The organism is Terrimonas rubra (assembly GCF_042686025.1).
Lineage (GTDB): Bacteria > Bacteroidota > Bacteroidia > Chitinophagales > Chitinophagaceae > Terrimonas > Terrimonas rubra.
The window spans coordinates 1,183,097-1,203,921 of sequence record NZ_JBHUOZ010000001.1 but is presented as its reverse complement, the minus strand read 5'-3'; the positions used below and the strand labels follow the sequence as shown (position 1 = coordinate 1,203,921).

Here is a 20,825-nt window from a genome sequence, read left to right as displayed (position 1 = left end):
TATCAGTATTTGGACTGTAAATTTGCAGCGCAATGACAAGTGCAAGCGATATCATAACCCTGGCCTACAAGCAACCTCCTTTACAGGAACATATGGCCCTTTTGTTTGAAAAAGAGCAAACGGTGCCTGAGTCTGTACAATATTCCATTAAAAGGTATATACGCCGAAAGCAGTGGAATATGGAGGATACCGGTATGCTGGTGTACCATTATGATAAAGCGGAACCCAATAAAAGCACCCTGGAGCTGAAGTTTTGTATCAGCGGGAATGTGTATTGCAACCAGCAAAATACTGAAGCCTGCAGCAAATGTGCTGTAAATCAACAGAATGGATGTGCTAAACGGGAAGAAAGTATGGATCTGCTGCATTTTCAGTTTACCCCTACCCAACTGTCGCAATTTGTAAAACCCCGCCAGACCAGTGATACCCTGCTGATAGATGATATGGTATCATTTAAACGCAATACTTCCTTTACCAAAATGCTGCCCCTATGCGGTAAATCGCGTATGGTGCTGGAAGCCATGCTGAACAACAGCTATGCAGGCGCTTTGCAGAATATTTTTGTGAATGCCCAGATACAGATGCTGCTTTTACACAGCCTGGATTGTATGGTGGGTGAAAAAGAGTTTGATGTTATTAACTGTAAGTTTTTGGCAAACGAAGCCGACAGGAATAAGATCAATAAAGCCCGTGACCTCCTGATTCAGCATATAGGTGAACCCATTACCATTAAGGAACTGAGCCGTAAAGTGGCCATGAACGAGTGTTACCTGAAAAAAGGGTTTAAAGAGATGTTCGGCACTACCATTTTTGACTTTTACCAGAGCCAGCGGATGGAACATGCCAAATATTTACTGTACGAAAAATCGCTGAGTGTTACCGATGTATCAATGATGCTGGGGTATTCTTCCATTTCTCACTTCAGTACCGCTTTTAAAAAACATACGGGCTTAAAACCCTGTGAATTGCTGTTGCGTTAATTATTCCCTGTTTTATTTTTTTTGTTGCCCGGCAGTGATACTTCCCGCATCGCTTGTTGCACTTGTTCCAACAGTATTGTTGTGGGTTGTACACTTCAATGGCAGTAATGCTATCAGGCTAATGGTCCATACATAAATAAGCCTACCTCACACCGTTATTTCCCGTTTACGCATTATCATGCTATTTTCCGCCTGCCTGTAAATTTAAACATTTGCAACTCCATCATTACTAAACAAACCGATGGGGCTGCTGCTGACTTTTAGATACCTACCCATAACTAAACCATACCACTAAACCTTGAACTATGAACAGGATTTTTTTGACGGTGCTGCTTGCAGGCATCTTTTTTTTAGAGGGCTGTATCAAAACTCCGGTATCCTCACCGCAGGTTTTATTAACCAAATGGACCTATGTAGGCACAGGCACCCGCAAGTACGATTATGACAGCGAAAGGCGGCTGACCTTTTCAACCTATATACCTGTAAAAGGGGCCGGTTCTACCTTTCACTATTCGGATTTTAATACATCGGGGGCACCTATGTATTACTATTTCAGCCATGCAAGCGATCCGGCCAATATTATACATTACCGTCCTGAATATGATGAATCAGGCAGGCTTAGTATTGTAAACATTTATGATGCTGCGAATAATTTAACGGAATATAAAAAGTACAATTATCTGCCCGGACAGGTTGTACAGCACACTTATGCAGCAACGGGTATTTTAACAACTGAGATCAGGCATTATGTAAACGCAGCCGGTAATATTACCACCAGCGATTTTTATAATGGTAGCGGCACACTGCAACAAAGGAGAACATACAGTCTGTTTGATGATAAGAAGTCTGTTAAATCACTATTACCTGCTGTAGAAGGAAGAGACAGTTATTCGGAGAACAATTACCAGGCATATACCATTTTTGACGGATTTACCGGCATTACCCATAGTTATACCTGTGCATACGCATATAATGCCCGGGATTTTGTTACACGCCAGACAATTACCAACAGTACAACAGGTTCAGTATCGGTTCAAACTTTTGACTATGTGATAACACCCTGATATGGACCTGTACTTTAATTATAGTTACAGGATGAAGGGGCTTCTTACAAAGCCCCTTTTATATTGAAATGGGTAAGGTTTACTGGTTAATGGGTAATAAACCCGCCTCCCGGTAGAATTTAACGGATAAAAGCCGGTAGTTTATTTCAAGAAATTTGTTATAAGCATTATCAGCAGTTACGGCAAATACCGTTTCCGCTTCGCTGCCCCTGAACTTACCGGCATCTTTTTTATAGTTGTTGTAACCGCTTAACAGGGCCCATATAAAATTGTCGTAAGTGGATTTACCCAATGAAGTAAGCCGGTAATAGGTATCGGAGCCGGTGAGTTTTGTATCCTGTATCAATTTACGGCTTTCGGCATCGAGGTCTTTTATATCGGAACCTAATAAAGTGGTTTCAATAAAACTCAGGTTGGCATCGGAGCCATCCAATGAAAAAGCCAGGTAACAGTGACTGGGTGTAGTAACCAGGTAAGCACCAATACCCATACGGGTGAGGATGGATGCCATTAGTATCGTACCATCCACACAATTGGCCTGCTTGGTTTTATATACTTCGGAAAAAGTGCGTACAAACTGGGCCTGCACCATTGGTATATCTGATACCGTGCCTTTGTAATAACTACTCAGGCTATTATAATTGAAGTTGTTTTTATTGAAGTAGTGCCATACCGCGTACACCTGTTTATACACCGCATCGTAATTGTCTTTAGTTACACCCTGGTAACCATCTATTTGTTTAATAATGCCATCCTTCATAATACCGGGAATAATGGTTTCGGTAATAATGGGATGATTTTCGTTCACGTAACTGAGGTACACATAGTTTAAATCGACCATGATACCCTGTTTGGTGGTTACCACATAAGGACATTCATTCACCCCTCTTACTATAATGCGTTTTTGTTCGGCACGGTCAAGCTGGTTATTAACGTAAACTTTGACTTTTATATTTACCGGCTTAGGTTGTTTCCAGGTTTCGAGGGTATTCCATTTGTATAATATCTGCGGGTAAGCAAAAAAGTCCGTGGCGTCTTCCAGCATATTGAATGCCAGTACCGAGCTTTCCATGATCTCGTTAGCATCGATCTCTACTTTTACCTGTTGTCCTTTTTTTAAAGCGGCAATATGTACCCCCAGCTGGCCATTCTGATCGCCATAGAAGTTACCGGCTTCATTGGTCACCTCCTCGCTACCCAGGTAAGAAACCGCCCAACTGTAAGTAGGGAATACCTGGTTATTAAAGAAACTGCTGATCTCCCAGGATAGTTTCTGGGCAGTAATAATGTTTACCAGCAGCAAGGTAAGACCGAGCAGTATTGTTTTTTTCATTTTTGAGGGGTTATGTCTTATTCCGGTTTAAAAGGGAATTACCCGGTTCAAATGTAAAAGCTTGCTTTGGGGTTATTTATACCTTGCAGCGGGTATATTGAAGTTTTACAACAGTCCCGTCCCTTTAGGAAGGGTTATGCCCCATGATTTTGTTAAATCAGGCCCGATCACCGCTTTAGCCTTATAATAGATCGTATAAAACAGGGCTATTAGACCGGCAAATGTTAATTTTGCGCTGTTTAATTATGGCAACACACCCGGAATATGAAATAGTAGTTGGCCTGGAAGTTCATGCCCAGCTGCTTACCCACAGTAAATTATTTTGCGGCGACAGTATTGCGTTTGGTGCTGAGCCCAATACGCAGGTGAGTCCCATTACCCTGGCGCATCCGGGTACTTTACCGCTGATGAATAAAAGTGCGATTGAGCTGGCCATTAAAATTGGCCTGGCCTGTAATTGCCGGATAGAACAGCAGAATTATTTTGCCCGTAAAAATTATTTCTATCCTGACCTGCCAAAAGGTTACCAGATATCACAGCACACCACCCCTATTTGTGTGGGAGGTTTTGTGCCAGTGCAAACGGAAGCCGGTAAAAAGAACGTGCGCCTGAACCGTATTCATATGGAAGAGGATGCGGGTAAGAGTTTACACGATATTGATGATGCCAATACGGCCGTTGATTATAACCGTGCGGGTACACCATTAGTAGAGATTGTTACCGAACCCGATATCAGCAGCAGCGATGAAGCCTTTGCCTATTTAACAGAACTGCGTAAAATGGTACGTTACCTGGATGTTTGTGATGGTAATATGGAAGAAGGTAGCATGCGCTGTGATGCGAATGTTTCGGTACGTAAAAAAGGAGATACGGCATTAGGCACAAAAGTGGAAGTAAAAAACCTGAACTCCATACGAAATGTAAAACGTGCTATTGATTTTGAAGCTGAACGTTTGATTAACCTGCTGGAAAAAGGCGAACCAATTAAACAGCAAACCCGCAGTTTTGATGCCGGCAACGGCACCACATTTGCCATAAGGGACAAAGAGGACGCAGATGATTATCGTTATTTTGCCGACCCGGACCTTACTCCCTTTAACCTGGATGCCGGTTATATCAACGGCATCAGGGCCTCCCTACCTGCTTTGCATACTGAGCGGATAGCCCGTTATATGAGTGAATGGCAATTACCGGAATACGATGCTACAGTAATTACCGAGGAGAAAGATTTTGCAGATTATTTTGAACAAATATGTACCTATACCGGTAATTATAAAGCGGCGGCAAACTGGATGTTAGGGCCGGTAAAATCCTGGCTGAACGAACAGAACGGTAACATTATTAATTTCCCGGTAACACCGGCCACTTTAGCCGCCATTATTAAATGTGTGGATGATGGTTTATTGAATTTTTCATCGGCATCATCCAGACTGTTTAACCTGGTATTACAGCAGCCGAACACAGCGCCGGAACAACTGGCCAGGGAGCATAACCTGGTACAACAATCAGATGCAGGCGAACTGGAGCCCATTATTGATGCGGTTTTGCAAAAGTTTGCTGCCAAGGTAGAGGAATATAAAAAAGGAAAGAAAGGTTTATTAGGGTTGTTTGTGGGCGAAGTAGTGAAACAAAGCAAAGGGAAAGCTGATCCTAAAAAAACGAACGAAATACTTTTAGAAAAATTAAAATAATTGCCGCAACAATACGGCAGCATTTACACACATGAAACAGATATTATTTGCCCTGGTTATAGCCTGTACCCTGGTTGCCTGTAAGGACAGCGGTACCAAGAATAAAGTAACGATTGAGGGGATCATTAAAAATGGCAGCGCTAAAAAAATATTTTTAGAGGAAGTACCTGTAGGTTCTATGCAGCCGGTTGTGGTGGATTCTTCCGAAGTAGATAAGGACGGTAAATTCAGCTTAAACAGTTTTGCAGAAGAAGCGGTTGTTTTAAACCTGCATACCGATAAGGGTACCTACCCTATTGCTTCGGTAATTAATGATGCTGCCACCATTAAGTTAACCCTTAACATGAGTAAGGAGGATAATAATTATGTAGATACTTATGAAGTGAGCGGTTCAGCGGGGTCTCAAAAAATGAAAGAGTTTATTACTACTGCCACCAAAGACCTGCATGCGATTTATGTGAGTCATACTACTGCAGACTCTTTAGCCAAAGCCGGGGCAAAGGATAGTGCAATTATACTGCAACAGCAAGCTAAAATACAAACCGGTGCTAAACTGCACGATTATACGGTACAGCAGATTGAAAAGGCAGATAACCCTGCTTTAACCTTATTCCTGTTGAGTTATTTCCAGTCCATCGCTTCTAATCCCGCATACGAAGTAACGCCGTTATCGGATGAGGAAGTGATCAGCATCATCAAAAAAACAGCCGGCCGTTATCCTGAGCATAAAGGCGTGGCCAGCGTAGTAAAATCGCTGGATGAAGCTGAAAAGAATAAACCGGCATCCATGGTGGGCAAACCGGCTCCTGATTTTACCCTGCCCGACGAGAATGGTAAGAGTGTAAAACTGAGCGATTATAAAGGTAAATATGTACTGGTTGATTTCTGGGCCAGCTGGTGTACACCTTGCCGCCAGGAGAATCCTAATGTAGTATTGGCCTATAATAATTTTAAAAATAAAAACTTCACGGTGTTAGGCGTATCGCTGGATGAAGATAAAGGCATGTGGCAGAAAGCCATTAAAGATGATAAATTGGCCTGGCAGCACGTGAGTGATTTATTGCGCTGGGAAACACCTGTAGTGGAAATGTATAAGTTTGGTAATATTGGTATTCCTTATAACGTATTAGTAAACCCCGAAGGAATAGTAGTAGCCGAAAGTTTAAGAGGAAAGAACCTGGAAGCAAAACTGGCAGAGCTGTTAAACTAGTTTTACTTCTCCATATAGTTAAAAACTCCATCATTGCTGATGGAGTTTTTTAGTTTATTATTTTATCAGTATGGTTTTAATCTTCTTCGTTTTTAACCCGCAGATGGGCGCTGATTGATACGCAGATTTTCGCAGATGAACAGCAAGTGGTCTATGTGTTGGGCAATAACATCAATACCGGGCATTAATCTGATACAAGGTACCATCGGGAATGATCAGCCATACCACATTACAGTCTTGTTTGCTGAACATAGGGAATTGTAACAGCACCTTTTTAATATCTACTTTTACATTGTAGTTACGCTTGATATATTTTAGCGGGCCGCTACCGGGTTGCCTTATTTGCAATACGGTAATATGCGGGTTGTAAGCAGCATAGGTCTCCAGCCATTTATTCAATCGCATTACACTACCCAATACATCCGGTGCAACCCGGTACCTGTATGTTGACCAGCAGTCGTCGTGGCTATGATAATGTTTAATTAAAATAGTATCGTTGACCGGTGCGTTTGTAATAGCTGCCAGTAATTGCCTGAGTTTATCATTATCTTCCGCCGTCAGTTTTGCAGGAATAACCGGAGACTGGCCCCCTTCACGGCTGGTGTTACACCCGGGTATAACAGAAAAAATGAACAATAAAATAATTGTCCATTTTCCTGTTATATGTATAAACAAGTTTTTTTGCACTCCTGGTAATTAATAAAAGAAATCAGTTTTATACGGGTACCGTATTTTGTAGCTGGCCCTTACTTTTTCCAGGATGGTATTACGCAGTGCTTCAATATTCTGTTTTTCCGTAGCAGATATAAATACGGCATTATTGCCGGTTTCGTTGTTCCAGCGATCACGCAGGTCCTGCAGTATTTCAGCCTTTACGGAATCTTCCAGCCATTCATCAAAGGTGTTCTTCTCGTACAGGTCCATTTTATTGAAGATGGTGATCACCGGCTTATCATGTGCACCCAGTTCCTGTAAGGTTTTGTTCACTACTGCCAGCTGATCTTCGTATTGGGGATGTGAAATATCAACCACGTGCAAAAGTATGTCTGCTTCCCTTACCTCATCCAGTGTGCTTTTAAAGCTTTCTACCAAATGGTGGGGCAGTTTACGAATAAACCCAACCGTATCGCTTAATAAAAAGGGAGTGGTTTCAAATACAATTTTACTGGTGGTTGTATCCAGCGTGGCAAACAGTTTATTTTCAGCAAACACATCACGTTTGCTCAGCAGGTTCATGATGGTTGATTTACCTACGTTGGTATACCCTACCAGTGCTACACGGATAAATTCGCCACGGTCTTTACGCTGGGTAAATGCCTGTTTATCGATCTCCGCCAGTTTTTTACGTAATAAGGTGATCTTATCCCTAACGATACGACGGTCCGTTTCAATTTCGGTTTCACCGGGCCCCCTGGTACCAATACCACCACCCAACCTTTCCAGGTGTTTCCACATACCACGTAAGCGGGGTAATAAATATTGGTATTGTGCCAGTTCTACCTGGGCTTTGGCCTGGGCGGTTTTTGCACGGCTGGCAAAAATATCGAGGATCAGGTCACTCCTGTCAATGGTCTTAACCCCTAATTCCTTTTCAATGTTTTTTAACTGTGCGCCGGTTAACTCATCGTCAAAAATAACAATACCAATATCATGGCCTGCCACATATTGTTTGATCTGTTCCAGCTTACCCTTGCCTACAAAGGTCCGGCTATCAGGGTGTTGTAATTTTTGTGTGAATCGTTTGGCCGTAACCGCACCTGCAGTTTCTGCTAAAAAAGCCAGCTCGTCCAGGTATTCGTTCACCTGCGTTTCTGTCTGCTCTTTTTGTACTACACCCACTAATACTGCTCTCTCCTGGTTACTGATTATCTTTTGCTTATCCAGCATACTTGCGTTCCTCTTATTGTTTTGTTTCCTGCAAAATTAAACAATATCAGCGTGCAAGCCACATGCAGTTTATCAGCGTACTAATTGCAGGTTTTGAGCTGCTTTGATATCGGCGGAGGAGGCCCCGATCATCACTTCAAACTCCCCGGGCTCGGCCACCCACTGAAGTTGTGCATTGTAAAAGGAGAGTTTATCCCTGTTAATAATAAATGTTACCGTTTTTGTCTCACCAGGCTGCAGCATGATCTTTTTAAAATCTTTCAACTCTTTCACCGGCCTCACCACGGAGCCCACTTTATCCCTCAGGTACAATTGCACTATTTCCTCACCGGCATATTTGCCACTGTTTTTTATATCAATGCTTACCGTTATTGTTTCGTTTGGCTTCATGCTGCTTTTACTTAATTTAAAGTTGCTATAAGCAAAGCCGGTATAACTCAAACCATAACCGAAAGCATACTTGGGATATAAAGACAGATCGATATAAGCAGAACGATAGTTTTTATCATTATCATCCCTTGCCGGGCGACCGGTATTGAAATAGTTATAGTAAATAGGTATTTGCCCTTCCGTCCTGGGGAAGGTCATGGGCAGTTTGCCTGATGGATTATAATCGCCAAACAACACATCGGCAATAGCATTACCGGCCTGGCTTCCCAGCCACCAGGTGTACATAATAGCCGGTACATGATCACTGATCCAGTCAAATACCAGCGGCCGGCCGGCATTGATCATTACCACCAAAGGTTTACCGGTAGCCTGTATCGCTTTTACCAACTCCTCCTGTACCCCGGGGATGCGCAGGTAGGCACGGCTTTTTGCTTCCCCGCTCATATCCCGTCTTTCGCCAATGCTCATGATCACCACATCGGCCTGCATCGCCGCATCAATCGCTTCTCTGAAGCCCGCACGGCTTGTATCCTCTATTCCACAGCCTTTGGCATAGATCAGTTGTGCGTCACTGCCCAGTTTATTTACCAGGCCCTGCCATTGCGAAACAATATAACTGCTATCGCCCGGCATCTCTATACTCCAGAAACCCAGGTTTTGTTTCACTTCCTTTACCAGCGGGCCAATCACCGCAATTTTTTTAGTGCTTTTGGCAATCGGCAATACCTGGTTTTCATTTTTCAATAACACAATGCTTTTAGCGGCTATTTCCCGCGCCGCTTTTTCGTGAGCCGGGTTGTTCAGGGCAGCTTTTTCTCTTTGTTCATTGCTGAATTTATAAGGATCATCAAATAAACCAAGTTCAAATTTTTTACGCAGTATTCTTCTTACCGCATCATCGATCAAAGCAATATTTACTTTTTTATCCTTTACCAATTGCGCCAGGTGTTGGGTATAGGCACGGCTTTCCATATCCATATCGCTGCCGCCTTTAATTGCAGCCAGTGCCGCTTCATAATTATTGGCCGCATAACCATGTGGCACCATCTCGCCTACCGAGCCCCAATCGCTTACGACAAAGCCGGTAAACTTCCATTTGTTTTTCAATATGTCCCTCTGCAAATAAGTACTGGCTGTTGCCGGTATACCATTGAGGTCGTTAAATGAGTTCATAAAGGTAGCGGCACCTGCATCCAGCGCAGCTTTAAAGGGAGGCAGATAGGTTTCCCATAACATCCTGTCACTCATATCAACGCTGTTATAATCCCGGCCACCTGTTGCGGCGCCATAGGCAGCAAAATGTTTTACACAAGCCATTACCGCATCAATATCTCCCAGCTTTTTACCCTGGAAGCCTTTCACCCTTGCATAGGCTATCTGCGATCCCAGGTAAGTATCTTCACCGGCTCCTTCCATTACCCGGCCCCAACGCGGATCGCGGCTGATGTCTACCATCGGCGCAAAGGTCCAGTGAATACCACTGGCGGCCGCTTCAACAGCTGCTATACGTGCTGCATTTTCTATAGCGGGCAGGTCCCAGCTGGCTGCTTCGGCCAATGGCAGGGGGAAAGTTGTTTTATAACCATGTACCACATCTAAACCAAACAGTAAGGGGATTTTCAATCGCGACTGCATGGCTATTTCCTGTACCCGCCTGGTGGTAGCAGCGCCCTTTACATTTAACAAAGAACCAAGTTTTCCATCCCTGATCTGCTGGTCCTTCGCATTGTCCTGTGTAGCGATGCCCGTTACCAAACCGTCATCACTGTACTGGTTCATCTGCCCCACTTTTTCTTCCAGTGTCATCAGTTTTAGTACCGAATCTACTTTTCTATCAATAGCCGATCTTGTTTGTGCTGCTCCTATTAGTGGCAATAAGAATAGTGATGCTGCTATAATTTGTTTATACTTTATCGATAACATGACAACAACAGAATTTTATTTTAAAATATTAAGGTAGCAATGGACCTGGGTTTGGCTACTACTTCCACCGCCTGGCCATTCACCCATAAAAAGTAAGGCGTTTCATTATTACTTTGGTTCATTACAATCGTTACCACCGTGCCATCAGGGTTTAAAAATGCCGTACTTAATAACTGGCTGCGTGTAGGTGATGCAATAATTCTTTTAGCCCCCGGCTGAATGTATTTAGAAAAGTGGCCGATATAATAATAGGCATTGGTATAAATAAGTTTGCCCGTTTTTGTATCACCATGCACCGGTGCAAAACAAAAATTCTGTACGTGATTAGGACCGCCGGTTTCATCCAGTAAAATATTCCAGTCGGTAAAACCTACCATGCCATTATTAAAATCATTGATCATGCTGCGGCCATATTCTTCGCCCAATACCCAGGCATTGTAGCGTGATGCATTAAAACTTTCGGCACAGCCTTCAGTAAAGAAAATATTTTTATCGGGATACGCTTCATGCACCCGGCGCAGGTTATCGTACATGGGCTGCCCGCCGCTCCAGTCTTCATACCAGTGAAAACCTATACCCCATATATATTTGGCCGCTTCCGGATCATCCAGGTAGGTTTGCGCTCTTTGATAGATCAGGTCACGGTTATGATCCCACACAATAATTTTCTTGTCTTTCATACCTGCTTTATGCATTACAGGCCCCAGGTGGTTTTTTAAGAAATCTCTTTCCTCCTCAGCCGTATAAATACAACTCTCCCATCTTTGTTTGGCCATGGGTTCATTTTGTATGGTAATACCCCAAACCGGTATCCCTTCCTTTTCATAAGCATTAATAAATTTAGGATAGTAGTTGGCCCAGCTATCATAAAACTCCGGTAACAGTTTACCGCCCTGCAGCATATTCTTATTATCCTTCATCCAGGCAGGCGGGCTCCATGGACTGGCAAATAAAGGGAGTTTACCGCCTGCGGCGCCAATGGCCTCTTTAATAAAAGGTATTTTGGCTTTTTTATCCGGTGTAATATCAAATGTTTTTAACTCCTTATCATTATCCTGTACATAGGTATAGGAACTGCTGCTGAAATCGCAGCTGTTAATATTGGTCCGTGCTATATTATACCCCAGTCCTTTTTCTTTATCAAAGTGGGCCTGCAAAAACTCCTGTTGTGCCGTTTTGGGAAGTTTATAAAATGTTTCTGCCGATGCATCGGTTAATGCGGCACCAATACCTACATAGGTCTGAAAGGTTTTTGAGGGATCTACAAACACGCATATCTGTGTTTCAAAAGGCTGGCCCATTTCCTTAAACGTTAATGATGCACCAGGGGTTAACCGGGCCGTGGCACTATCAGTGGTAACCAGTTTTACTGTTTTACCGGCCACTGGAAATGCTTTACCATCAGTTTTGTTTCCGGCATCCGCTTTACCGTCATCTGTGGAACTTTTATTTGCACACGCGGCCAATACTAACAAAACTGCCAAAGGCATTAGTTGCTTTATCATGCTACAATTATTTATGACTTGTGGTAATGATGATACATGGCAAAACATGACCGTACGCTTGTAACAGTTTTATAAGCTATACAGTACGATGGCATATCCGTTTGCCGTGTATGATCTGTTTTGTTAAGTAGGCCTGTACCGGGTGGTAGTGATACAGTAAAGTTTCGTTAAGCTTGCAAGTAGCAGAGAGATGATGAACCGAAAGTAAAAACTAAATCTTACATAATAAAATTTTATTTCAAAAAAAAGAGGCTTGCTTCTCCGGCAAACCTCTTTAAAAAATTATAATCCCAATGACAGCATATTCTTTTCTTTTGATATCAATATATGGTCAATGCCAGCCTCGTCGGACCCTGTAAAATTGGTATATGTATCATCGAGGAACAGGGTTTCTTCCGGCTTTAAATTGTTTTCCTGTAGTACCAGTTCATAAATCTCTTTCTCTGGTTTACGCAGGTGTACCTGGTGCGACATATACACTTTATGAAAAACATCTTCCAGGTACAGACCGGTCTGCTGTTTTAATTGTTCCTGGAATTGTAAAGCGTGTAAAGCATTGGTATTGCTTAACAGGTAAATATTATATCGCTTCTTCAGGTCCAGCAGCAGGTCTATTCTCTCCTGCGGAAAATCCAGCAGCAGGGCGTTCCAGGCTTTAGTGATCTGTTCATCTGTCAGGCGAAGGCCGGTCTGATTCCTGATCTCATCAAAAAAAACAGATTCATCAATTTTTCCTACTTCATAAGCCAGGAATAAAGGTGATATTTTAAACTGCCCGAAATGTTCAGAAAAATCTTTCACGCCTAAATCCCCGAAAGCTTTGGCCGTTAATCCAAAATCAATATTTAAGATAACACCACCCAGGTCAAAGATCAGGTTCTTGTACGTTTTTGTTACGCTCACGTTTATTTTTTTATAACAACAATTATTTGGTCCAGTTAACCGTAGCTTTTTTCACATCCCTGGAGTTACCTCCTATCATGATATCAAAGTCACCGGCCTCCCAAATATATTTCAATTCATTGTTATAGAACATTAAGTCTTTGGTACTGATCTTAAACTGGATGGTTTTGGTTTCACCCGCTTTGATCAATACTTTTTCAAAACCTTTCAACTCTTTCACCGGGCGGGTATTGGAACCTACTATATCCCTTATATATAACTGCACTACTTCCTTACCATCTACATTACTGTTATTGGTTACCGTTACACTGGCGGTTAAAGTTTCATTCCCTTTCAGGCTGGTTTTGCTTAGTTTAATATCACTGTATACAAAGTTGCTGTAGCTTAAGCCGTATCCAAAAGGATATAAAGGTTCGTTATCTACATCCAGGTAATTGCTTCTGAATTTGGTAAACCATTTACCGTCAGGTAAAGGACGTCCGGTATTTTTATGATTGTAAAACAAAGGTATCTGGCCTACATTTTTGGGGAAGGTAGCCGATAGTTTGCCCGAAGGGTTTACATCGCCGAATAATACATCGGCTATGGCATCACCGGCTTCGCTGCCACCAAACCATACATTTAATATGGCCGGTACATGCTGCTGTTCCCAGGTAAGGGTTAACGGGCGGCCGGCAAAAAGTACCAGCACCACCGGCTTACCGGTTTTTAATAATGCTTTTAATAATTCCTGCTGTACATCGGGAATATCCAGGTTGGTACGGCTGGATGATTCGCCACTGAACTCAGATGATTCACCCAATGCCGCCACAATTACATCGGCCTTATTTGCAGCAGCTAATGCCTCATTTAATAATTCCTCCTTTGTCCTCTTATCACGACCTAAAGATTTGCCAAACATGGTAGCATGACCTTCCAGGATACTATCGCCCACCAGGTTTGATCCTTTTGCATAAATAATATTGGCTTTGTCACCCACTGCCTTTTGTAAGCCATCCAACACCGAAACACCGGTAGCAAAATCAGCCGCCACACTCCAGGTACCATGCATATTTGTACGGGCATGAGCCAGAGGTCCTACTAAAGCGATAGTACCTGCTTTTTTAATGGGTAAGGTTTTGTTGGCATTTTTAAACAACACAAAACTCTCCGCAGCAATTTTCCTTGCCTCGCGGCGATGTGCATCCGTATATATTTCTGTTTTAGCACGTTCTTCGTTGCAATACTTATAAGGGTCTGCAAACAGGCCCAGCTTATATTTTGCTTCCAGTATGCTTCTGCAGGCCGCATCAATCTGCGCCTGTGTTACCTTGCCTTCTTTCAATGATTTTTCCAATGTAAGTAAAAAGCCTTCGCCCACCATATCCATGGCCACACCGGCACGCAGTGCCAGGGCCGAAGCGGCCTGCAAATCACCTACACCGTGATCTACCATTTCGTTAATGCCTGTATAATCGGTAACAACAAAACCTTTAAAGCCCCATTGTTTTCTTAATACATCCGTTAGCAACCAGCGGTTACCCGTTGCCGGTATACCATCAATTTCGTTGAAAGAGGCCATCACACTTCCTGCTCCGGCATCTACAGCCGCTTTGTAGGGAGGAAAATATTCATTATACATACGCACATGGCTCATGTCCACCGTATTGTAATCACGACCGGCTTCGGAAGCACCATATAAAGCAAAGTGTTTTACACAGGCCATGATCTCGTTATTCTTTGTCAATGATCCCTGGTAACCTTTCACCATAGCAATAGCGATCTGGCTGGCCAGGTATGGATCTTCACCATTACCTTCTGAAACACGGCCCCAGCGCGGATCACGGCTTATATCAACCATCGGGCTGAATGTCCAGTTAATACCATCGGCACTGGCTTCAATGGCGGCAATACGGGCACTGCGCTCAATAGCCTGCATATCCCAGTTACTGGATAAGCCTAAGGGAATAGGGAACACAGTACGGTAGCCATGTATCACATCCATACCAAATATCAACGGAATTTTTAAACGGCTTTGTTCTACGGCTACTTTTTGTACATCCCTTATCTTCTCCACCGATTTTATGTTGAACAGGCCGCCTACTTTACCTTGTTTAATTTTGCCGGCAATATCTGAACTGCTGGCCTGGCCCGTAGTAATATCACCCGCACCCGGCAGGTTTAACTGGCCCAGTTTTTCCGTAAGCGTCATTTTCTTCATCAGGGCATCAATGAATGTTTTCATTTTTGCCTGTTCAGTTGTCTGCGCTATGTTTATTTGCGTAATTCCTAACGCCACTAATAAGCACAATCGTTTTATCACTTTCATAATTGTTCTGTTTATAACGTATTTTAAAATTATGTTACCGGCAGTACCGCCCTGATGCCCCCGGCCCCAGAGGGGCGGTTGGTTGCGTCGCACACTTGTACTGCAGTAACCCTGTTCAGCTATTATACTACATCAAAGAATAATTCTTACTATGGTTCGCGAGACACGAACCACGGCATGAGACACAAACCTGAACACTGCTTCATTATCTAATTACCTAATTAACCAGCGCTTTTTTAATCAACGGTATCCAGATCGCGTAGCCGGCTTTGTTCATGTGTAACCTGTCCTGTAAAAAAATATCATCCATTACAGTGCCGTCTTCTTTCAGCATTTTGTTATACACGTTTACATAACCACGGTATTTCTCCTTCTTTAAGAAATAACTGATCAGCCTGTTGCCGGTTTCCATCTTCTCCATCAGGTGTACCCGGCTGGGACTGGGCTTCATAGATACATACACGATAGGAACATTCTTCACTTTTTTTCTTAACAAGTGAAATAACTGTTCAAAACGCTGCGCTACTATTTCCCCTGTTACCGTACTATCGGCAGCCAGGTCATTCTCACCACAGTATATTACAATCTGTTTGGTGTTTTTAACCGGTATAATATCATCTATATAACGGATAACATCCAGCAGGGTGGATCCGCCAAAGGCATTGTTAATGATCTTGTACTCCGGCAGGTCGGCCTGCATGGAATGCCACAGTGTAAAAGAAGAACTGCCTATAAAGAGGATGTTTTTGCCACCGTCTGCTTTAACAATGCTGTCCGTATGCTGTTTTAGCTTTTGAACCTCATTGTAAAACGGTGGTTGCTGTGCCTGAACAAACAGTACCAGTAACAGGAATAAACCGCTGATAAAAAATTTTCTTTTCAAATTTTAGTTTTTAAATCCATAACAATCCCGGCTATGCCAGCCGGTATAATTCATTATTCGGCCTTTATGATTTGTGAACGTGTACTGATGCCATTTTCGTTGATCGCCTCAATGGTAAAGTAATACGCTTTCTGACTATCCATGGCTTTGAACCAGTACTCATTAAAATCGTGCACCATTACACAGTTGTATAATTTACCAGGATCAGTGCCGTAATAAATATTATAGGCATAGGCATTATTCACCGGGCTCCATTTAATATAGGCACTGCGTTTATCTTTTTCTGTGCGCAATACGATGAATTGTTTTACTGCATCGGGTTTATTTCCATTGCCATTACCAAATACCCGCAGGCCGCTTACAGCAAATTTACCGGTAGGCATATGAATATTTTCCAGCCTGATATACCTTGCCTGAACGGCCTGGTCCAGCTCCACATACTCATGCGGTATATCTGTTTTATTGTTGCTTTTATTTACCAGTACTTTCCATTTTTTACCATCAGCAGAATAGTACAGTTTATACTGGTGGTACTGATCGGTACGTTTACCTAAACGGTCATCCGCCACATCCTGGTCAGCATAGTTGATCTGTACCGCATTTACGGTAGATAGCTTACCCAAATCAGTTTGTATCCACTCGCCTTTATTGCCGGTGGCCGCACTCCAGTAGGTTTTTATATTTTCATCTACGGCATAGTTGGCATTGTAAGCGCCCAGTGTAGAGGATACCTGTACAGGGGTTTTATAGTTTAATAACATCCAGCCCGTAAAATAAGGGGAACTGCCATTTTTTTCATAAGCGGCCCCGGTAAAATTTGCGCCGGGTATTTTATGGGGGTAGTCACCAAAAGCCGTATTACACCACATGGTACCATCGGCATCAAAACCCGTAGGCCAGATACCTAAACGGCGTTCAAAAGTATTTTTTACACAAACGATCATCGTACTTATATGCCAGTAGTTATTATATACATCCTGGAAAGTAGCCCCATGTCCGGCGCCGCGGGCAAAGCCACCCAGTTTCATACTTAAAGGATCTGACTGGGCAGTAAAAGGTCCCAAAGGCCCAGTGCCTACCAGCAATCCATCGGCATAACCACTGAACTCTGTTCCCGGTGCCCCGTATTGTAAATAGTACTTACCATTGTGTTTGGTCATATGCGACCCCTCAATAAACGGATCGAGGAAGGTATTATCCATGTGTTCACCAAAACGCTGCCAGCCATAACGCCAGGGCTCCAGCAAGTACATTTCTTTACGGGTACCATAAGGCTGCATGGTTTTACGGTTCAGCTCAATACCATACATGGGGAATTTATTGCTGCTGCCGTTGTACATATAAAAGCGGCCATCATCATCGGTAAAGAAAGAAGGATCCCAGCCTCCCAATGCAAAGGAGTCAACCAGTGGTTTCCAGTCATTGCCTTTGGGATTGGTACTCATCCAGATGGTAAAGTTGCTGGTGTAAGTACTGCCAAATACCAGCATGGTATCGCCGATGATGCCCACAGCAGGGGCGCATAGTTCATCATATACACCACCGTTCCAGGGACGCAGGAATTTTTTGGGAATATAATTCCAGTTCAGCATATCACTACTCCACCAATAACCCCATTGGTTGGTACTGAAAAGGTAGTAATCGCCTTTATAAGTTACCATCACCGGGTCGGCAGTTGCACGATGCCGGCCCCATTCGCTGAAGTTTGGAATGGGCGTATAACCATAATCTAAATTAACAGGATTACAATATGTTTTTTGTTGCGCATGCAGTGCTGTTATTGTACACAACAATAACAGCCATATCATCGATATTTTGCCAACAATTTTCATATTGAGTAATTTATGCTTGTTGTGATTTTACTTTTTTAATTTTTTCATATGCTTCCAGCGTAGCGGAGCTGTCATTGGCAAAACCACCCATTTTATAGGAAGTGAAATATTCTTTGTCGCCTACAACCGATGCCACCGACAACCAGTTCAGTTTACGCCACTTTGGTTCCAGCACAACATCGCTTTGCTGTATATCAAACTCCATGGGCATGGAACTGCTGTTGCTTTGATAATAGAGCTTGTTACCTTTAATGTACAATGCGCCGTAAGAGTCATAGATCTTCAACGATTTTTTAAACCGGGATGCCGCAGCATGATAAGCAGGAACGATATAATCGATTTTTTCGTTTGCCAAAGCATTTTTAATTTTCTTAAATGCTGACTGTCGCTGACCATTCATGATAAATACAACGATCAGGCCTATTAAAGCGCCTAAAATAGCTCCTCCTAACATACAATTAAGGTTTTAGTGTTTTTAATATCATTACCCTGCAAAGGTGCGTGATATAATATTGTTAACCGGTGATTTTAGCCCGCAATTTGTCACCATTCTGTTAATTACCGCCTCCGCGTTCATTGTATACCGGCTCTGCTTTTTTCTTTTGCTTAAACAGCCATTTCAACAATTCCGGTTCCGCAAAAGCCGGGTCCCAACTATTGTGATTGGCCTCTGGATATAATGTAAATTTCACCGGTACCCGGTAACGTTTCATGGCTTTTACCATATCCTCCGAGTATTTGGGCAATACCACATCATCTTTACCCCCATGAAATACCCACCAGCTGGTTTTTGTTAAACTACCGGCCGTTGCGGGGTTTGCACCGCCACATATAGGAATGGCTGCTGCAAACGTGTTAGGCATACGGCGCACCACTTCAAAAGTACCCATTCCGCCCATTGATAAGCCCATTACATAAACCTGGTTTTCCTGTATTTTAAACCGTGCAAACAGGTTACCCATTAAGGCCATTACCATTTTCATAGCACCGGTAGCTTCGCCCTCTTTGGTAAAATAAAAACTGCGTGAGGCCGATTTACTGCCCTCCGCTACCATTTGTACATTACTCCAGTAACTGTTAACCGGGCATTGCGGAAATACCACAATTGCCGGGAAGTTGTTCCGGTTACTATCGGCTAAAAATAATTTGGCACCATGTACCAGTTGTTTTTCGTTATCGGTACCGCTTTCTCCGCGGCCATGTAAAAAAAGTACCAGGGGGTATTTTTTATTGGCATCAAAGTTTTGAGGCAGTAGTATACGGTAAGGCAAGGTGTCACCCGATTGAAACAGCCATTCCTTTTTAAACAAGGAAAGGTCCTGGGCTTTTGTAAATAAACCTGTACTTAACAGCACAATCAATAATAACCCGTTTTTCATATTACACATACGTTGTTTAAACATGTTGTTTGCGCTTATATTGTGGTGAATAGTATTACAGAACGATGAAGTGAGTAACCCCGGGTTCCGCTTCACTCGTCGGGGCGGGCACAACGGCAGTTGATAGTAGCACTACCGCTGACCACACCACAATTATTTATAATGCGGACTGCTGAAACCCAGTTTGGTTAATCCTGTTTTTATTTCCGGACAACTCATAAATAAGTTCCATAACAGGCCGCTGCGATAGTTCTCCATCATTACCACAATGGGCCCCTGGTCAATGGCCAGGTAACGTTTGGGATACCAGTTATCGGTAACACTAAACGCATCATAAAAGCCATAAGGACCAAATAAGTTATCCTTCATATTATTATACCAGTATTTCATGGCAGCCATGGATTGATGCGGTGTATAAGGGAATGATGCCAATGCAGCAGTGGGAGATATAACACCGAGATCTTCCTGCAAACCGGGTGCATGTGCTGAGTAGCCTCTTACAGAATAGCTGGCCGTTAAGCCCCAGCTGCTGTCGCTATAACCTTTGTATTGTTTAGGATTATCTACACACCACTGGTAGTTAATTTTTGCCTGGCTGGTTACCTCTTTACCATAATCAGCATATTTATCCTTTAACCCGCGTGGGTCCAAACCCAGGTAGGAGTAATGTGCCCAGAACAAAGGACCACCATAAGGCGGGTTACCCTGGTACATCAATTGTAAAGTATCGTTTTTGTAATGGGTTTGTTTGATAATACCCCCGTTTTGTGCCCAGCCCTGGTGGTATACCTCGGCCGGCACCCCGTGTGTTGGTGAAGATGCGGCCAGGATGTACATGATCAAACATTCATTATATCCTTTTACGGCAAAGTTCATATCCCATCCAAAATTGGGGCTCCAATGCCAGTACAGTACGTTCTGGTTACCATTCCGGTACCAGTCAAACTCTACTTCCCGCCATAGTTTATCAATACGGGCGGCCAGTGTTTTTTCCCTTTCACTTCCTTCCTTAAAGTATTGACGTACGCATAATAATCCCTGTATTAAAAAAGAGGTTTCAACCAGGTCGCCGCCATTATCTTTTTTACTGAAGGGCCTTGTTTTTCCTGTTTCACCCCACCACCAATGCGGGAAAGCGCCGTGAAAACGGTCAGCGGTCTCTAAAAACTTAACGGCTGTTTCCAAACGTTCTAACCCTTGTTCACGGGTAATAAAACCCCGTTCAATACCAACGAGTATGGCCATTACACCGAAGCCCGCACCACCACTGGTCACGGTACTTTTATCGTTCTGGGGATATATATTGTCCACATGAAAACGTTCCCTGGCCAGGCCGCTGGTTGGTTCAGCGCCTTCCCAGAAGTATTGAAAGGTCTGTTGTTGCACTGCATCAAATATAGCCGAATCGCCTGGCTGCTTTACCAATTGATTTGCAGGTTGTTTGCCGGTATTATTACTGCAAGCAGCTAAAAAAAAGACAACTGCAATCGTCGCTATTTTTATATTTATTTTATTCATCGCTTATTATTATCGGTGT

The 20,825-nt window shown here is 43.1% G+C and carries 16 protein-coding genes; 4 read left to right on the top strand and 12 right to left on the bottom strand.

All coding sequences use genetic code 11. The features are described from left to right. Nucleotides 1–32 precede the first annotated feature (32 nt). Complete coding sequence (locus ACFS6H_RS05140) at nucleotides 33–980, top strand: helix-turn-helix domain-containing protein (RefSeq protein WP_386095932.1); 948 nt, start codon at nucleotides 33–35, stop codon at nucleotides 978–980. Nucleotides 981–1,285: 305 nt separating this feature from the next. After that, a complete protein-coding gene (locus tag ACFS6H_RS05135) occupies nucleotides 1,286–2,044 on the top strand; it encodes a hypothetical protein (protein ID WP_386095930.1) in 759 nt (252 codons plus the stop codon). A gap of 79 nt (nucleotides 2,045–2,123) precedes the next feature. Here the strand turns inward: ACFS6H_RS05135 and ACFS6H_RS05130 are convergent, their stop codons facing one another. Further along, on the bottom strand, nucleotides 2,124–3,377 hold the full coding sequence (locus ACFS6H_RS05130) for a hypothetical protein (RefSeq protein WP_386095928.1): 1,254 nt from the start codon (nucleotides 3,375–3,377) through the stop codon (nucleotides 2,124–2,126). A 245-nt stretch (nucleotides 3,378–3,622) separates the two neighbouring features. Between ACFS6H_RS05130 and gatB the strand changes: the two genes are divergently transcribed. Beyond that, nucleotides 3,623–5,068, top strand: coding sequence for an Asp-tRNA(Asn)/Glu-tRNA(Gln) amidotransferase subunit GatB (gene gatB / locus ACFS6H_RS05125; protein WP_386095926.1), 1,446 nt, complete (start codon nucleotides 3,623–3,625; stop codon nucleotides 5,066–5,068). Between the two features lie 31 nt (nucleotides 5,069–5,099). Further along, nucleotides 5,100–6,278, top strand: a complete 1,179-nt coding sequence (locus ACFS6H_RS05120) for a redoxin domain-containing protein (RefSeq protein ID WP_386095924.1) — start codon at nucleotides 5,100–5,102, stop codon at nucleotides 6,276–6,278. Nucleotides 6,279–6,449: 171 nt separating this feature from the next. On the opposite strand, the gene ACFS6H_RS05115 is transcribed toward ACFS6H_RS05120, so the two are convergent. The 11 genes from ACFS6H_RS05115 to ACFS6H_RS05065 all read right to left on the bottom strand — a co-directional run bounded on the left by ACFS6H_RS05115 (nucleotide 6,450) and on the right by ACFS6H_RS05065 (nucleotide 20,806). Further along, entirely contained in the window at nucleotides 6,450–6,965 is a 516-nt protein-coding gene (locus tag ACFS6H_RS05115; RefSeq protein WP_386095922.1) for a hypothetical protein, read from the bottom strand. Nucleotides 6,966–6,974: 9 nt separating this feature from the next. After that, nucleotides 6,975–8,165 (bottom strand): GTPase HflX, encoded by a 1,191-nt coding sequence (gene hflX, locus ACFS6H_RS05110; protein WP_386095920.1) that lies wholly within the window; start codon nucleotides 8,163–8,165, stop codon nucleotides 6,975–6,977. A 72-nt stretch (nucleotides 8,166–8,237) separates the two neighbouring features. Further along, the gene (gene bglX, locus ACFS6H_RS05105; RefSeq protein WP_386095918.1) at nucleotides 8,238–10,478 is read right to left on the bottom strand and encodes a beta-glucosidase BglX; all 2,241 of its coding nucleotides are present in this window, start codon (nucleotides 10,476–10,478) and stop codon (nucleotides 8,238–8,240) included. A gap of 20 nt (nucleotides 10,479–10,498) precedes the next feature. Beyond that, on the bottom strand, nucleotides 10,499–11,983 hold the full coding sequence (locus ACFS6H_RS05100) for a glycoside hydrolase family 30 protein (RefSeq protein ID WP_386095916.1): 1,485 nt from the start codon (nucleotides 11,981–11,983) through the stop codon (nucleotides 10,499–10,501). Nucleotides 11,984–12,265: 282 nt separating this feature from the next. Continuing rightward, nucleotides 12,266–12,886, bottom strand: a complete 621-nt coding sequence (locus tag ACFS6H_RS05095; RefSeq protein WP_386095914.1) for an HAD family hydrolase — start codon at nucleotides 12,884–12,886, stop codon at nucleotides 12,266–12,268. A gap of 22 nt (nucleotides 12,887–12,908) precedes the next feature. Beyond that, nucleotides 12,909–15,194, bottom strand: coding sequence for a beta-glucosidase BglX (gene bglX / locus ACFS6H_RS05090; protein WP_386095912.1), 2,286 nt, complete (start codon nucleotides 15,192–15,194; stop codon nucleotides 12,909–12,911). Between the two features lie 217 nt (nucleotides 15,195–15,411). Further along, nucleotides 15,412–16,077 (bottom strand): GDSL-type esterase/lipase family protein, encoded by a 666-nt coding sequence (locus tag ACFS6H_RS05085; protein ID WP_386095910.1) that lies wholly within the window; start codon nucleotides 16,075–16,077, stop codon nucleotides 15,412–15,414. A gap of 53 nt (nucleotides 16,078–16,130) precedes the next feature. Beyond that, nucleotides 16,131–17,909, bottom strand: a complete 1,779-nt coding sequence (locus ACFS6H_RS05080; RefSeq protein WP_386095908.1) for a discoidin domain-containing protein — start codon at nucleotides 17,907–17,909, stop codon at nucleotides 16,131–16,133. Nucleotides 17,910–17,919: 10 nt separating this feature from the next. Continuing rightward, on the bottom strand, nucleotides 17,920–18,363 hold the full coding sequence (locus tag ACFS6H_RS05075; RefSeq protein ID WP_386095906.1) for a hypothetical protein: 444 nt from the start codon (nucleotides 18,361–18,363) through the stop codon (nucleotides 17,920–17,922). Nucleotides 18,364–18,463: 100 nt separating this feature from the next. Beyond that, nucleotides 18,464–19,288 carry a carboxylesterase family protein gene (locus ACFS6H_RS05070; RefSeq protein WP_386095904.1) on the bottom strand — a complete coding sequence of 275 codons (825 nt, stop codon included), beginning with the start codon at nucleotides 19,286–19,288 and terminating at the stop codon, nucleotides 18,464–18,466. A 153-nt stretch (nucleotides 19,289–19,441) separates the two neighbouring features. Continuing rightward, entirely contained in the window at nucleotides 19,442–20,806 is a 1,365-nt protein-coding gene (locus ACFS6H_RS05065; RefSeq protein WP_386095902.1) for a glucoamylase family protein, read from the bottom strand. Nucleotides 20,807–20,825: the final 19 nt, after the last annotated feature.